Source organism: Enterobacter cloacae complex sp. I3 (assembly GCF_014896175.1).
Classification (GTDB): Bacteria; Pseudomonadota; Gammaproteobacteria; order Enterobacterales; family Enterobacteriaceae; genus Enterobacter; species Enterobacter bugandensis.
This window is the reverse complement of record NZ_JADBQZ010000029.1, coordinates 26,959-40,541: the sequence shown is the minus strand read 5'-3', so window position 1 is coordinate 40,541 and position 13,583 is coordinate 26,959. Positions and strand designations below refer to the sequence as shown.

The window sequence follows — 13,583 nt, the reverse complement described above, 5'->3', positions numbered from 1 at the left end:
TTCATTATTTTAACCTGAGAGTTATTGTATGTAGCTAGGTTTTATAAGTTTTGTTTTATTGCGAAATACAATTGCTTCACGCACAAAGGTTCGTTGTAAAATATTTATGCGCTCATGTACTCTATGATATCTTTTCCAATACCAATAAGTATCATGCTTGCCTTTATGAAAATCATCTTCCAGGTTGGCTAAGGAAATAGACACTCTATCAAGATCTTTTTTTGAAGGTAAAGGGAATAATTTAAAAAGTCTATTTACTAAGCTTTCATATTGAGAGTGATTTACTCGCTTAAGTTTATTGACTCGGCCCATGCATCTGTTGAAGTCCTTTCTATAAGCATGTGTAGTACGATAATTTCGTTCAGCGGCTAAGCTTTCAATATTGCGCACGGATGCTCTAATTCGTTTTGCCTCGTCAGAAGGGAGACGAGGTTCGGAAAATGAAACACGCAACCCGTGAACCGTTAATGGAGTGGTCGACGTATAATACTGTTGAGTTTTTTTTAAATTAACAGGTAAGTCTTTCTCATGTAGCATATTAATAATAATATCTTTTGCGTATGAAAAGTCATAATTAGATACTGTTGATGATACTGTTATATCATCAACTAAGCGAGTATACCTTAAGTTCTTTCGAGATAACCTATCAACAATCTTCCATTCGACGTCATATAGGCATAAGCAGGATAAATAGCTTGACGTTAAAGCTCCCTGCACTAAATGCCCTTCATAACAGCAGATATTTGTCAGAGCCTTTGTTACATCATCGCTAAAAAAGAAAAAGTTAGAGAAAATACGTTCAATGTGTATTGATTGAACATTATCGAAAAAATTTTTAATATCTACTTTTAAAAGGCTTTTCGATTGGCAATGAACTCGCGCACATGCAATGTAATCTTTTTGTTCTATATCCTCATCCAAAAACTGATTCGGAATTGAGCCAAATAGATACGACGCCCAAATAATAGGCGGGTTCTTTTTTTCTCGTCCTTTTGGAGTGTATATATTAAATATTCTCCTGTTTATACGACGTTGAATTTTTCTAATCAATGATTTTGGATTATAAACACTCCTTGTAGTACCATCACTTTTTTCAACTTCGGAAGGAGTATATCTTTCTTTATCAGGAATTGATAACGCTGTTTCAAGTTCGGCTCTTGTTATACTCAGAGTGGAACATAATGAATCAATGGAGTTTATTGCGGAGACAGTATTCTTTTTAGTATGGCGTATATGAAGAGACATAATAATCCTTTATACAATATAAGCTCGATCACCTCAAATAAAGAGGACTGGGGGTTATGTTGCTTTTATCGGCTATAACTGACAACTGCCATAATCCCCATGATCGAGCTTACCGTCCAACTCTACTCTGCGTAGCCGAGAGAGAGGCGTGCGTGGGGCCCTCTCCCGAATAGCTTAGTCAAACTAAGCGCCTTGCGGCATTAGTCAATTAAAGACAAGTAATCTCAGCCGATTGTTGCAAAAAAGCGGTTCGCTAATGCAGGATTATATATACACTCATTTGATATAACTGTCAAAGTTTTGCTGATGTTATTATACGCATACTAATTAATAAGTGTTTCTGATACAAAAACCTACCATTCCATTAGACCTACGCGTTGCTCCAAGTACGTATAGTGATTATATGCTTTACGAACCTCATTGTACGTTATCTGCATATACCGCCTCGATCACATCAGTATTAAATCCTGCTTCAATCAGAGCTGTGCTCGTTAAGTTGTCCGGAAGTGATAGTAAAAAGAATCACGAATGTCTGCTCTTCGCTCTTCACGGACATTCAACAAACAACGCTATTCTTTTAGTAAGGCCAAAGTCCTGCTTTTTACCCAGCAAAACCCCGGCCTCCCATCACCCGGCTCAGTGCGCCTGGATATACGGCTCCTTCACAAACTCCGCCAGCAGCCAGACCATATCATGCAGCAGCCCGGTGAGTTCTTTCGCCACGCTCGCAGGCAACGTCCCGCCCATTACCGCCAGCGTTAACGCCACGGCATAATCCACCTGCAGCGTTGTCTCTTGCCAGCATTCCGGCACGCAGGATGCGATCTTTTCTCCCGCAATGAGTCGTTCGACCAGATACGGCGGAAGTTCCGAGTCACAACTCTTGCGCAGCCGTTTCAGCGCAGCCAGCAGTCGCTCGCAAAGGGTGGCAAAAGTCACCGCGTCGTCCGTTTCAACCAGCACGCTCACATATGCAGTGCAGGCATCAGCGAGTTCAAAGAGATCCGCAGACTCAGGCAGTTGCAGGTGGAGAAGGTGATGAAGAGCGCTTTCTTCAGTAAGCGCGTAAGAAAATCCAGGGATAGTAGCCATAAGGCATCCTCTTTATGCAAAAAATATTAACCGCCCGATGAGTTCCTACGCTCAGAGGGGGTAGCGCTGACGGAGGTAGGAATACCGTGCATAAAGAAAAACGGCCAGCCTTTCGGCTGCTCCGCCAGCGCCACCGTGATTCTAACGGGATATGCGCTGCCGCGACAAAAAATATCGCTTTATGCTAACGGGTTCCTACGCCCGGCTGCGGATGTGCCGCAACGCAGGCACTTTAAAACCGCGAAGAAAGGATGAAAAGGGATACCCCTGAATTACATAAGGTTGCTTGCAGGTTTGCGAGGCGGCTTCCAGAACGGCATTGCCGGGTGGCGGCTACGCCTGACCCGGCCTACAAAATCCAAAGCCCCAACAGCGACACGAACCGTAGGCCCGCGCAAGCGAAGCGCCGCCGGGCACAGCCGCGCTGCCGTCACCCTTCGCTCATCATCGCCAGAAACCGCTTCACCGTCCGCGAACGCTCAAAACGCCGCCAGCAGAGCGCGATATCGGTATAAAGCTCCGGCGAGCGCAGCGCATGGTAGGTCACATTCGGCGGTGAAATGGCCGCCATGGATTTCGGCACCAGCGCGAACCCGCCGCCGGCGGAGACCATGCTCAGGGAAGAGGAAAGCTGCGACGACTGCAGCGCGCGCTGCACGTTTATTCCGGCCCGCTCGCAGCAGCCGTAAACCCGGTCATACAGACCTGGCGCGACCTCCTGTGGGAACAACACCACCGGCGTATCCCGAAGTTCCTCCAGCGCCAGATCGCCGCACGTCGCCAGGGGATGATCGCGATGCAGCGCCACCACCATTGGCTCCCGGTCGAGGATTTTTAATTCGAATACCTTGCTGCTTTCGCACGGCAGGCGCACAAAGGCGATATCCAGTTCACCCTCCGCCAGCATCGTGGTCAGCGACGACATGTTGGCTTCCACCTGGTGAACCTGCACTGCCATGTTCTGCACCTGAAACTGGCGGATCAGGGCGAAGATTTTGGGATGAAAGGCATCCGAACTGGTAATGCCAATCGACAGGCTGCCGTTCAGCCCGCGCGCGATGCCCCGGGCTTTCTCCAGCGCGGCGTCGCTCAGCGCCAGGATCTTACAGGCGTCCTCATAGAAGGCTTCTCCCGCCTCGGTCAGCTCCACGCCCCGCGTCAGGCGCCTGAACAGAGGCGTGCCCACTTCCTCCTCAAGCCTTTTGATCTGCTGGCTCAGAGGAGGTTGTGAAATACCCAGCGCGTTGGCCGCCCTGGTGAAGTGTCGCTCGCGTGCTACCGCGACAAAATAGCGCAGATAACGAAGTTCCATATCAAAAACGTCTCAAACCAGCATGGATTCTATATTGGAACTCTCTGCTGAATCGGGTCAACATTTATTTAACCTTTATAAATAAAGTTGAAGAGGACGAGCATGATGATGCATTCATCTGCATGCGACTGTGAGGCGAGTTTATGCGAGACCCTGCGCGGGTTTTCGGCTCAACATCCTGACAGCGTGATCTATCAGACATCGCTAATGAGCGCCCTGCTAAGCGGCGTCTACGAAGGGGAGACCACCATCGCCGACCTGCTGGCACACGGCGATTTTGGCCTCGGCACCTTTAACGAGCTGGACGGCGAAATGATTGCCTTCAGCAGCCAGGTCTACCAGCTGCGCGCCGACGGCAGCGCCCGCGCCGCGAAGCCGGAGCAAAAAACGCCGTTCGCGGTGATGACCTGGTTCCAGCCGCAGTACCGCAAAACCTTCGACGGGCCGGTCAGCCGTCAGCAGATCCACGATGTGATCGACCAGCAGATCCCCTCCGACAACCTGTTCTGCGCGCTGCGCATCGACGGCAACTTCCGTCACGCGCACACCCGCACCGTACCGCGCCAGACGCCACCGTACCGGGCGATGACCGACGTGCTGGACGACCAGCCGGTGTTCCGCTTTAACCAGCGCGAGGGCGTGCTGGTGGGGTTCCGTACCCCGCAGCATATGCAGGGGATAAACGTGGCGGGCTATCACGAACACTTCATCACCGACGACCGACAGGGCGGCGGCCATCTGCTCGACTATCAGCTGGAGAGCGGCGTGCTTACCTTCGGTGAAATTCACAAGCTGATGATCGACCTGCCTGCCGACAGCGCGTTTTTACAGGCCAACCTGCACCCCAGCAACCTTGATGCGGCTATCCGCGCCGTTGAAAACTAACAGGAGTACTACCGTGAACAGTGAGAAACAGTCACGTCAGTGGGCGCACGGCGCCGATATGGTTGTCGGCCAGCTGGAAGCGCAGGGCGTGAAGCAGGTGTTCGGGATCCCGGGCGCAAAAATCGACAAGGTTTTTGACTCCCTGCTGGACTCCTCCATCGAGATCATTCCCGTACGCCACGAGGCCAACGCGGCGTTTATGGCGGCGGCAGTGGGGCGGTTGACCGGCAAAGCCGGCGTGGCGCTGGTCACCTCCGGACCGGGCTGTTCAAACCTGATCACCGGTATTGCCACCGCCAACAGCGAAGGCGACCCGGTGGTCGCGCTGGGCGGGGCGGTGAAGCGGGCAGACAAAGCGAAGCTGGTGCATCAGAGCATGGACACCGTCGCGATGTTCAGCCCGGTGACAAAATACGCCGTAGAAGTGAACTCCCCGGACGCGATTGCCGAGGTGGTGTCCAACGCGTTTCGCGCCGCCGAGCACGGCAGGCCGGGCGGGGCGTTTGTCAGCCTGCCGCAGGATATTGTCGACCAGCCCACCACGGGGGCGATTTTGCCCGCCAGCGGTCCCGCGCTGATGGGGCCGGCACCGGAATCCGCCATTAACGACGTGGCGAAGCTTATCGAAAAGGCCAAAAACCCGGTCATCTTACTCGGCCTGATGGCCAGCCAGCCCGCCAACAGCGCCGCGCTGCGCAAGCTGCTGGAGAAAAGCCGTATCCCGGTCACCAGCACCTACCAGGCCGCCGGGGCTGTCAATCAGGAACACTTCACCCGCTTTGCCGGACGCGTCGGCCTGTTTAACAACCAGGCGGGCGACCGGCTGCTGCATCTGGCGGATCTGATTATCTGCATCGGCTACAGCCCGGTGGAGTACGAGCCTTCTATGTGGAACAGCGGCGACGCGACGCTGGTGCACATCGATGTGCTGCCCGCCTATGAGGAGCGCAAGTATGTTCCCGATCTGGAGCTGGTGGGGGATATCGCCGCCACGCTGAACCTGCTCGCCAGCCGCATTGAGCACAAGCTTGAACTGAGCCAGCGCGCCTCGGAAATTCTGGTCGATCGCCAGCATCAGCGGGACCTCCTCGACCGCCGCGGCGCATCGCTTAACCAGTTTGCCCTGCATCCGCTGCGCATTGTGCGCGCCATGCAGGACATCGTGAATAACGACGTGACGCTTACCGTCGATATGGGCAGCTTCCACATCTGGATCGCCCGCTACCTCTACAGCTTCCGCGCGCGTCAGGTGATGATCTCCAACGGTCAGCAGACCATGGGCGTGGCGCTCCCGTGGGCGATTGGCGCGTGGCTGGTCAACCCGGGGCGCAAGGTGGTGTCGGTTTCCGGGGACGGCGGCTTTTTGCAGTCGAGCATGGAGCTGGAAACCGCGGTGCGCCTCAACGCTAACGTGCTGCACATCATCTGGGTGGATAACGGCTACAACATGGTTGCCATTCAGGAAGAGAAAAAATACCAGCGTCTTTCCGGCGTCGAGTTCGGCCCGGTCGACTTCAAAGCCTATGCCGACGCCTTTGGCGCGAAAGGCTTTGCCGTGGAGAGCGCCGACGCGCTCGAACCGACGCTGCGTGCGGCGATGGATGTCGATGGCCCGGCCGTGGTGGCCATTCCCGTCGACTACAGCGATAACCCGCTGCTGATGGGCCAGCTCCATCTCAGCCAGATTTTGTGACTCAACATAAGGACAGAGAAATGCAAAAAGTTGCTCTCGTAACAGGCTCAGGCCAGGGGATTGGTAAAGCGATTGCGCTTCGCCTGGTGAAGGATGGTTTTGCCGTCGCTATCGCCGATTACAACGAAGAGACGGCGAAAGCGGTTGCCGATGAAATCATCCGCAGCGGCGGGAAGGCCGTCGCCGTGAAGGTCGACGTCTCTGACCGCGACCAGGTGTTTGCGGCCGTGGAGAAAGCCCGCACCGAACTGGGCGGCTTCAACGTTATCGTCAACAACGCCGGGGTGGCGCCGTCCACGCCGATCGAATCCATCACGCCGGAGATTGTCGACAAGGTCTACAACATCAACGTGAAAGGGGTGATCTGGGGCATTCAGGCCGCGATTGACGCGTTCCGCAAAGAGGGGCACGGCGGCAAAATCATCAACGCCTGCTCACAGGCGGGGCATACCGGCAACCCGGAGCTGGCCGTCTACAGTTCCAGTAAATTTGCGGTACGCGGCTTAACCCAGACCGCCGCACGGGATCTTGCTCCGCTGGGGATCACCGTTAACGCCTACTGCCCGGGCATCGTTAAAACGCCGATGTGGGCGGAGATCGACCGTCAGGTCTCCGAGGCAGCGGGTAAACCGCTCGGCTACGGGACCGAGACCTTTGCCAAACGCATTACGCTTGGCCGCCTGTCTGAACCGGAAGATGTTGCCGCCTGCGTTTCATATCTTGCCGGGCCAGACTCCGACTATATGACCGGCCAGTCTCTGCTCATCGATGGTGGGATGGTGTTCAACTAAATTCTAATAAGCTCTGACATGAGTTTTCCCCTGCCTCCGTGCAGGGGCTTTTTTTTGTCTCCTCCGCCATTGTGCATTACACTGCGCGCTGCAAAACTTTAGTCATTACGATCTGACAGGCGGTAACAGCGATGAACGGTACAATCACAACGTGGTTTAAAGATAAAGGCTTCGGATTTATCAAAGATGAAAACGGCGACAACCGCTATTTTCATGTGATTAAGGTCGCGAACCCCGATCTGATTAAAAAAGACGCTGCGGTGACCTTCGAGCCAACCACCAACAACAAAGGCCTTTCCGCGTATGCGGTGAAGGTGATCCCGGAGAGCAAGCATCTCTATATCGCGGGCGAGCGCGTGAAGCTCACCTCGATCAAATCCTTCGTGGTATTCAGCGAAGAAGAGCCCGTTGAGACCAAAATCGACAAAGAGAACGCGGTGCTGTCGGTGGGTCTGCTGATGAACAGCATCAAACCAAAATCCGACAAGAAGCCGGGCGAAATGCGTACGGTGAAGAAGCTGGCGATCACCACCTTCCAGAACACGACGATGATCTTTACCGAAGATGAAATCGACATTGATGCCACGGTGAAGCTGCTGAAGTGATGGTTTGCCGGGTGGCGGCGATGCCTTACCCGGCCTGCAAAACTTAACCCATTCTGTGCTCGCCCCGTAACATCGCCTCACGGTTAAACACCTTCTGAATCGCCCCGTGCGCCATAAACGCTGCCCGGTCGGACATATGGGCAATCACGTCCGCGTCGTGGCTCACCAGCAGATAGGTCATCTCATGCTCGGCCTTCAGGCGGTTAAGCAGGTTCAGGATTTCCGCCTGCACCGACATATCCAGCGCCGAGGTCGGTTCATCCAGCAGCAGAAGCTGCGGGCGCAGCAGCAGCGCCCGGGCAATGGCAATGCGCTGGCGCTGGCCGCCGGAAAGCTGGTGCGGGTAGCGCCTGCCCGCCTCGGCGGAAAGCCCCACCTGCTGCAGCGCATCCGCCACCTTTTCCGCAACCTGCGTTTCACCGTGGAGGCTTAACGGCTCCGACAGGGTGCGCGCAATGGTGTGGTTTGGATGCAGCGAGGCCCACGGATCCTGAAACACCATCTGCACGTTGCGGCGAAGCTTGCCTTCAAAGCGGCGCCCTGGCGTTAACGTTTCCCCCAGCAGGGCAATACTGCCGCGCCACTCGCGCTGTAGCCCTGCCAGCACGCGCAGAAGGGTCGATTTGCCGCAGCCGGATTCGCCAATCAGGCTGAACGTCTCGCCTCTCTCTATGCTAAAGCTGGCGGCAGAGACCGCCGTTTTTTCCCCGAAGGTGACCTGCACCTGGTTAACCTCAACGAGCGCCATCGCTGGCCTCCTTCCACGGCTGCGAACGATCGAGCGTCGGCAGCATCTGTCCATAAGTATGGGCGTCTGGACGACAGGTCCAAAGGGTGCGCGTGTACGGATGCGTCGCCTGCGGGAGCCGGTTCGCCGCCATCTCATCGACCTTTTCACCCTGATACATCACCAGCACGCGGTCGCAGTGCTCCGCCACCAGCGGCAGATCGTGGCTGATTAACAGCATCGCCATCTGGCGTTCTTCGCACTGCTGCACCAGCAGCTCGAGGATCTGATTGCGCAGGCTGGCGTCCAGCGCGGAGGTCGGTTCGTCGGCAATCAGCACCTGCGGATTGTTGATCAGCGCAATCGCAATCATCACCCGCTGGCCCATGCCCCCGGAAAGCTCGCCGGGATAGCGTGACAGCACGTTCTCGTTCAGCCCGACGGCGCGGATGATGTCGTGAATGCGCGCCGCACGCTCCGGGCGCGTCAGGCGCTGATGCAGCGTGAGCGCCTCATCAAGCTGGGCGGCGACGCTTTTCACGGGGTTTAGGGCGTAGCGCGGGTCCTGCAGGACCATCGCAATCCCGTTGCCGCGCAGCGCCTGCCAGCGGCGGGCGTTCAGGGTCAGCAGATCGTTGCCAAGCACGTTAAGCCGGTTCGCGCTCACGATACCGGGTTTACGCACCAGACCCATCAGGGCGCGGGCGGACATCGACTTACCGGAGCCGGATTCTCCCACCAGCGCCACCCGCTCGTTGCCAAGCCGAAAGCTCAGGTTGTTGACCACGCGCGCGGCGGGGTAGTCGATATTCAGCGCATCGACGATAACGCGGTGTTCAGTCATGCTGTGGCTCCAGTACGTCGCGCAGGCCATCGCCCAGCAGGTTAAACGCCAGGCTGGCAAACAGGATGGCGCCGCCCGGAATGGCGGCAATCCACCACTGGTCGAAAATCACCTGCATGCCGTCGGCAATCATCGCCCCCCATTCGGCCATGGGCGGACGCGCGCCAAGGCCGAGGAAGCCGAGACCGGCGGCGGCCAGAATAATCCCCGCCAGATCCAGCGCCAGCCGCACAATCGCGGACGGCAGGCACAGGGGCAGAATATGGCCGACCAGCAGGCGCAGGCCGCGGATCCCCATCATCTCCGCGGCGGCCAGATAATCGCTGTGGCGCAGACGCTGAATCTCGCTCCGCGCCTGACGCGCGTAGGCGGGCCAGGTGGTTAAGGCCAGCGCCAGCGCGCCGTTGACCAGCCCCGGGCCAAGCATCGCCACAAACGCGAAGGCGAGGATCAGGCGCGGCATCGACATCACCACGTCGGTAAAGCGCATCAGGATACGCTCCACCCAGCCGCCGTAGTAGCCGGACAAAATGCCCACCAGCAGCCCGGCGGGCAGGGTAATGACCGTCACCAGGGCCACCAGCCCGAGCGCCGGACGGGTGCCGTAAATCAGGCGCGAGAGCAGATCGCGCCCGTAGCTGTCGGTGCCCAGCCAGTGCCGGGCGCCAGGTGCCTCCAGGCGCGCGGCAGCGTCCTGCCAGTTCGGATCTACCGGCGCCAGCCAGGGCGCGAACAGGGCAATAAACACCAGCAGCGCGAGGCCAATCAGTCCGCAAACGGCGGCAGGGGAGCGGCGCAGGCGGCGTAAGAAGAGATAAAACGGCATCAGCGCACCCTGGGATCGGTCGCCCGCACAAGCAGGTCGGTAAGGTTATTGATCAGTACAAAGCAGACGCCAATCAGCAGCGTACCGCCCATAACCGCGGTCGTGTCTCCGGCGAACAGGGCGGTGGTGAGATAGCGTCCGATGCCCGGCCACGAGAACACGGTTTCGGTTAATACCGCACCTTCCAGCATGCTGGTATAGGCCAGGGCGATCACCGTCAGCAGGGTGCTGCGAATGTTCGGCAGCACGTGGCGCAGCAGAATGGCCATCTCCCCGGCACCCTTGGCGCGGGCAAGCAGGATGTACTCCTTGTTCATTTCGCTGAGGCAGGCCGAGCGGGTCAGACGGGTAATGCTTGCCAGCGAGTAATAGGCCAGCAGCAGCACCGGCAGCACCAGGTGGCTGATGGCGTTGCGGAATGCCTCGCGATCGCCGGAAAGCCAGGTGTCTATCAGCGCAAAGCCGGTGCGCGGCTCGACGGTGAACTGCCAGATATCGTCCAGCCTGCCGGGGCCCACGCTCCACTGCAGCTTTGCGTAGAACAGGGCCAGCATTAGCAGGCCAAGCCAGAAAATCGGCACCGAGTTGCCGAGCAGGGTAAGCGTTCTGATCGCTACATCGAGCGGCGAACCGGCGTAGCGGGCGCACAGCACTCCGGCTGTCACGCCGAGCACGGACCCAATGATTAGCGCCAACGTCGCCAGCTCCAGTGTAGCGGGGAAGGCGTGCAGCAGATCCTGCAGCACTGGCTGCCCGGTAGCGCTGGCGGTGCCTAAATCACCGTGGGCGAGATTTTGCAGATAGTGCCAGAACTGCACGGGTAGGGGACGATCCAGCCCGAGCTGGTGGCGAACCTGATCGTACGTTGACTGGCTGGCGTGATCCCCGACGATCTGCAGCACGCGATCGACCGGGGAAAACGCCGAAAGCGCAAACGTGACGAGCAGCAGCCCGAAGAGCGTCAGCAGCAGGGTCAGCAGACCCTGAAGCACGCGGGTGGAAAGATGCGGCATGGGAAATCGTTATCCAGAAAATATGCACGGACGACCCCCTCTCCCACGGGAGAGGGAGAAGGACAAGGGCTACTTCGTGACGCGATCGTACCAGACCATATCCGCGTTCAGCCCCTGCTGATATCCCTTCACGTTATCGCGCACCGCGATCTGGGTTTTGCCCTGATCGACGAACACGTACGGCGAGCTCTGCTGCAGCTGTTCCTGCATCTTCTTGTACAGATCCAGACGCTTCGCCGGATCCGGTTCGGCAACCGCCGCCAGCGTGGCCTTGTTCAGCTCCGGGATTTTCCAGCCGTTCAGACCGGCCACGGTGCTGGACTTCCCGTCGTTCCACGCGAAGGCGCTGGCGTTTGAGTGCGCATCGAAGTAGTCCGGGATCCACAGACGAATCGCCGCCTGATGCTGCTTAGCACGCACGCGGGCATAGACCTGGCTCCCGGCGGCAGGCAGCAGATCCACCTTCACGCCACCCTGAGCAAAGGTCGCCTGCATCGACTGGGCAATAGTGATAAACGGCGGCTTGTTCTCCACGTCCAGCGTGAAGTGCGCGTCCTTAATGCCCGCTTTGGCGAGGATTGCCTTCGCTTTTGCCGGATCAAATTTAAACGGATTGTCTTCCAGCGCGCCCGGCAGGCCGACCGGCAGGAAGCTCTGGTGAACAAAATACTGGCCTTTCAGCAGGTTTTTAGTGATGCCGTCATAGTCGACCAGCCAGCGCGACGCTTCCCAGAACGCCGGGTTGTTCAGCAGCGGATTGGCGCTGTTGCCGGTGTTAAACACCAGGTAATTCTGCTCGGCGGACGGAATGCTCAGCACCTTCACGCCCGGCTTGCCGTCCAGAGCGCTAATCTGGTCTGCACCCAGATCGCGCGCGACATCCGCATCCCCCTGCTGGATCAGCAGGCGGCGTGAAGCCGGATCGGGAACGTTCTTAATGATGATGCTTTTCAGCTTCGGCGCGCCGCCGGGGGCGGAATCGTTGGCTTCCAGCACGATGGCCTGATGCGGCTGATAGACGCGCATTTTGAACGCGCCGCTGCCCGCCGAGTGCATTTTCAGCCAGGCGTTGCCGAAATCGTTATCCTTGACGTTTGCCGCGACCTGCTTTTCATCGACGATGGAGGCTATCGGCGTGGAGAGAATATTCAGCGCCACCGAGGGGCTAACGTCCGCCGTCCAGTGAAGCTGGAGGGTATGATCGTCCACCTTTTTCAGCTGGCTGGCGATGTTGCTCGCGTCCCAGCCCAGCACGTTGAGGATAAAGGCCGGGGATTTGTTCAGCGTCACGGCGCGGGTATAAGAGAAAATCACGTCTTCCGGACGCAGCGGGTTGCCGGAGGCGAATTTTGCATCGGGTTTAAGCTTGATGGTCAGGGTTTTTGCTGCCGCATCCGCGTCCCAGCTTTCTGCCAGAACCGGCGTGATTTTTTCCGGATTATCGCGGTCCGGCTGCACCAGACGCTGGTACAGGCTCGGCACGGTCTGGATGCTGGAGAGCTCGTTGGCTTCGGCCGGGTCGAGGCTCACGATGTCATCAAGACCCTGAGCAACCACCAGCGTCGTCGGCTGCGTAGCGGCGTGGGTAGCGCCTGAGAGCGCAGCCAGCATCAGTAACGGCAACAGTTTTTTTGTCATAGCGATCCCTGAGAAGAATATATTGTGATTGTTTTATGCTCCGCTACGTTAGGTCGACTCCACATTTCTTCAAAGTCGAAATTCTGCTTTGCTTATGCCATGCGGATATATCGCATGTGGCCTGGTTATTAAACGCCTCTCTTTTCGCCGCCCTTTTAACCTGCTATAACAAAATCCTTACCTTTCAGGGAGTCACCCCCGTGCCCGAAATCAATCAATATGGTCAAACCGTTAACGATCTCGTCCCGGACTGGAAGTGCGCGCAGGTATTAACCCGCACGGCGCTGACCGGGCAGTATTGCCGTCTTGAGCCGCTGGACGCCGGGCGTCACGCGGCGGATCTCTTTGAGGCCTACGCGCTGGGCGACGACAGCGACTGGACGTGGCTTGCCAGCACCCGGCCTGAAAGCGTGGAAGCCACCGCACACTGGGTGTCCGGAAAGGTGATGGATGATGATCTGGTGCCCTTCGCCGTGATGGATTTACGCACTGAAAAGGCGGTCGGGCTGGTGAGCTATATGGCGATAGAGCGCTTTCAGGGCTCGGTGGAGATCGGCCACGTCACCTGGTCGCGCAGGATGAAAGGCACTCGCATCGGCACCGAGGCGGTGTGGCTGCTGCTGAAAAACGCCTTTGACCACAAATACCGACGGCTGGAGTGGAAGTGCGATTCGATGAATACCGCATCGCGCAGCGCCGCGGAGCGGCTTGGGTTCGTCTGGGAAGGGCGCTTACGCCAGCGGCTGGTGCGGAAAGGCCGCAACCGCGACAGCGATATGCTTTCTATTATTGATGGCGAATGGCCGCAAAGAGACGCGGAACTGCGCGCCTGGCTGGCAGCGGCGAATTTTGACGAGGAAGGACGGCAGATAAAGCGGCTTGAGGCGTTTCGGTTATAAGTTTTTATGTAGG

Annotated in this window: 14 protein-coding genes and 1 pseudogene; 5 read left to right on the top strand and 10 right to left on the bottom strand. The window is 57.2% G+C overall.

Annotated features, from left to right (window positions below):
• Positions 1 to 21: 21 nt before the first annotated feature.
• From IM271_RS19595 to IM271_RS19580, 5 genes and pseudogenes are all read right to left on the bottom strand, one after another.
• Positions 22 to 1,245: a reverse transcriptase family protein gene (locus IM271_RS19595; protein WP_193053041.1), complete on the bottom strand. Its 1,224-nt coding sequence runs from the start codon at positions 1,243 to 1,245 to the stop codon at positions 22 to 24.
• A gap of 353 nt (positions 1,246 to 1,598) precedes the next feature.
• Positions 1,599 to 1,743, bottom strand: a pseudogene (locus IM271_RS20255) (integrase); the annotation flags it as partial.
• A 138-nt stretch (positions 1,744 to 1,881) separates the two neighbouring features.
• Positions 1,882 to 2,337 (bottom strand): hypothetical protein, encoded by a 456-nt coding sequence (locus IM271_RS19590; protein ID WP_193053040.1) that lies wholly within the window; start codon positions 2,335 to 2,337, stop codon positions 1,882 to 1,884.
• 26 nt (positions 2,338 to 2,363) lie between these two features.
• Entirely contained in the window at positions 2,364 to 2,471 is a 108-nt protein-coding gene (locus tag IM271_RS20370) for an ash family protein (protein ID WP_223603752.1), read from the bottom strand.
• A gap of 296 nt (positions 2,472 to 2,767) precedes the next feature.
• The gene (locus IM271_RS19580; RefSeq protein ID WP_045260736.1) at positions 2,768 to 3,649 is read right to left on the bottom strand and encodes a LysR family transcriptional regulator; all 882 of its coding nucleotides are present in this window, start codon (positions 3,647 to 3,649) and stop codon (positions 2,768 to 2,770) included.
• A 105-nt stretch (positions 3,650 to 3,754) separates the two neighbouring features.
• Between IM271_RS19580 and budA the strand changes: the two genes are divergently transcribed.
• From budA to IM271_RS19560, 4 genes are all read left to right on the top strand, one after another.
• Complete coding sequence (gene budA, locus IM271_RS19575) at positions 3,755 to 4,534, top strand: acetolactate decarboxylase (protein ID WP_028012263.1); 780 nt, start codon at positions 3,755 to 3,757, stop codon at positions 4,532 to 4,534.
• Positions 4,535 to 4,547: 13 nt separating this feature from the next.
• A complete protein-coding gene (gene alsS, locus IM271_RS19570) occupies positions 4,548 to 6,227 on the top strand; it encodes an acetolactate synthase AlsS (RefSeq protein ID WP_048956937.1) in 1,680 nt (559 codons plus the stop codon).
• Between the two features lie 20 nt (positions 6,228 to 6,247).
• Positions 6,248 to 7,018: a (S)-acetoin forming diacetyl reductase gene (locus tag IM271_RS19565; RefSeq protein ID WP_028012265.1), complete on the top strand. Its 771-nt coding sequence runs from the start codon at positions 6,248 to 6,250 to the stop codon at positions 7,016 to 7,018.
• A 131-nt stretch (positions 7,019 to 7,149) separates the two neighbouring features.
• Positions 7,150 to 7,623, top strand: a complete 474-nt coding sequence (locus tag IM271_RS19560) for a cold-shock protein (RefSeq protein WP_028012266.1) — start codon at positions 7,150 to 7,152, stop codon at positions 7,621 to 7,623.
• Between the two features lie 43 nt (positions 7,624 to 7,666).
• Here the strand turns inward: IM271_RS19560 and IM271_RS19555 are convergent, their stop codons facing one another.
• The 5 genes from IM271_RS19555 to IM271_RS19535 form a co-directional block, all read right to left on the bottom strand.
• Complete coding sequence (locus tag IM271_RS19555; protein ID WP_193053039.1) at positions 7,667 to 8,371, bottom strand: ABC transporter ATP-binding protein; 705 nt, start codon at positions 8,369 to 8,371, stop codon at positions 7,667 to 7,669.
• On the bottom strand, positions 8,358 to 9,194 hold the full coding sequence (locus IM271_RS19550; protein ID WP_193053038.1) for an ABC transporter ATP-binding protein: 837 nt from the start codon (positions 9,192 to 9,194) through the stop codon (positions 8,358 to 8,360). The genes IM271_RS19555 and IM271_RS19550 overlap by 14 nt, the downstream gene beginning before the upstream one ends.
• Complete coding sequence (locus IM271_RS19545) at positions 9,187 to 10,020, bottom strand: ABC transporter permease (RefSeq protein WP_193053037.1); 834 nt, start codon at positions 10,018 to 10,020, stop codon at positions 9,187 to 9,189. The genes IM271_RS19550 and IM271_RS19545 overlap by 8 nt, the downstream gene beginning before the upstream one ends.
• Positions 10,020 to 11,033 carry an ABC transporter permease gene (locus IM271_RS19540; protein WP_048961395.1) on the bottom strand — a complete coding sequence of 338 codons (1,014 nt, stop codon included), beginning with the start codon at positions 11,031 to 11,033 and terminating at the stop codon, positions 10,020 to 10,022. The genes IM271_RS19545 and IM271_RS19540 overlap by 1 nt, the downstream gene beginning before the upstream one ends.
• A gap of 69 nt (positions 11,034 to 11,102) precedes the next feature.
• Positions 11,103 to 12,671: an ABC transporter substrate-binding protein gene (locus IM271_RS19535; protein ID WP_193053036.1), complete on the bottom strand. Its 1,569-nt coding sequence runs from the start codon at positions 12,669 to 12,671 to the stop codon at positions 11,103 to 11,105.
• A 200-nt stretch (positions 12,672 to 12,871) separates the two neighbouring features.
• Here IM271_RS19535 and IM271_RS19530 point away from each other — a divergent pair, with 200 nt between their 5' ends.
• Complete coding sequence (locus IM271_RS19530; protein WP_048998934.1) at positions 12,872 to 13,570, top strand: GNAT family N-acetyltransferase; 699 nt, start codon at positions 12,872 to 12,874, stop codon at positions 13,568 to 13,570.
• Positions 13,571 to 13,583: the final 13 nt, after the last annotated feature.

Excerpts from the sequence above, each read along its gene's own strand:
- IM271_RS19595 (WP_193053041.1), bottom strand. The coding sequence starts at position 1,245 with ATGTCTCTTCATATACGCCATACTAAAAAGAATACTGTCTCCGCAATA.
- IM271_RS19590 (WP_193053040.1), bottom strand. The coding sequence starts at position 2,337 with ATGGCTACTATCCCTGGATTTTCTTACGCGCTTACTGAAGAAAGCGCT.
- IM271_RS19580 (WP_045260736.1), bottom strand. The coding sequence starts at position 3,649 with ATGGAACTTCGTTATCTGCGCTATTTTGTCGCGGTAGCACGCGAGCGA.
- budA (WP_028012263.1), top strand. The coding sequence starts at position 3,755 with ATGATGCATTCATCTGCATGCGACTGTGAGGCGAGTTTATGCGAGACC.
- IM271_RS19565 (WP_028012265.1), top strand. The coding sequence starts at position 6,248 with ATGCAAAAAGTTGCTCTCGTAACAGGCTCAGGCCAGGGGATTGGTAAA.
- IM271_RS19560 (WP_028012266.1), top strand. The coding sequence starts at position 7,150 with ATGAACGGTACAATCACAACGTGGTTTAAAGATAAAGGCTTCGGATTT.
- IM271_RS19555 (WP_193053039.1), bottom strand. The coding sequence starts at position 8,371 with ATGGCGCTCGTTGAGGTTAACCAGGTGCAGGTCACCTTCGGGGAAAAA.
- IM271_RS19550 (WP_193053038.1), bottom strand. The coding sequence starts at position 9,194 with ATGACTGAACACCGCGTTATCGTCGATGCGCTGAATATCGACTACCCC.
- IM271_RS19545 (WP_193053037.1), bottom strand. The coding sequence starts at position 10,020 with ATGCCGTTTTATCTCTTCTTACGCCGCCTGCGCCGCTCCCCTGCCGCC.
- IM271_RS19540 (WP_048961395.1), bottom strand. The coding sequence starts at position 11,033 with ATGCCGCATCTTTCCACCCGCGTGCTTCAGGGTCTGCTGACCCTGCTG.
- IM271_RS19535 (WP_193053036.1), bottom strand. The coding sequence starts at position 12,671 with ATGACAAAAAAACTGTTGCCGTTACTGATGCTGGCTGCGCTCTCAGGC.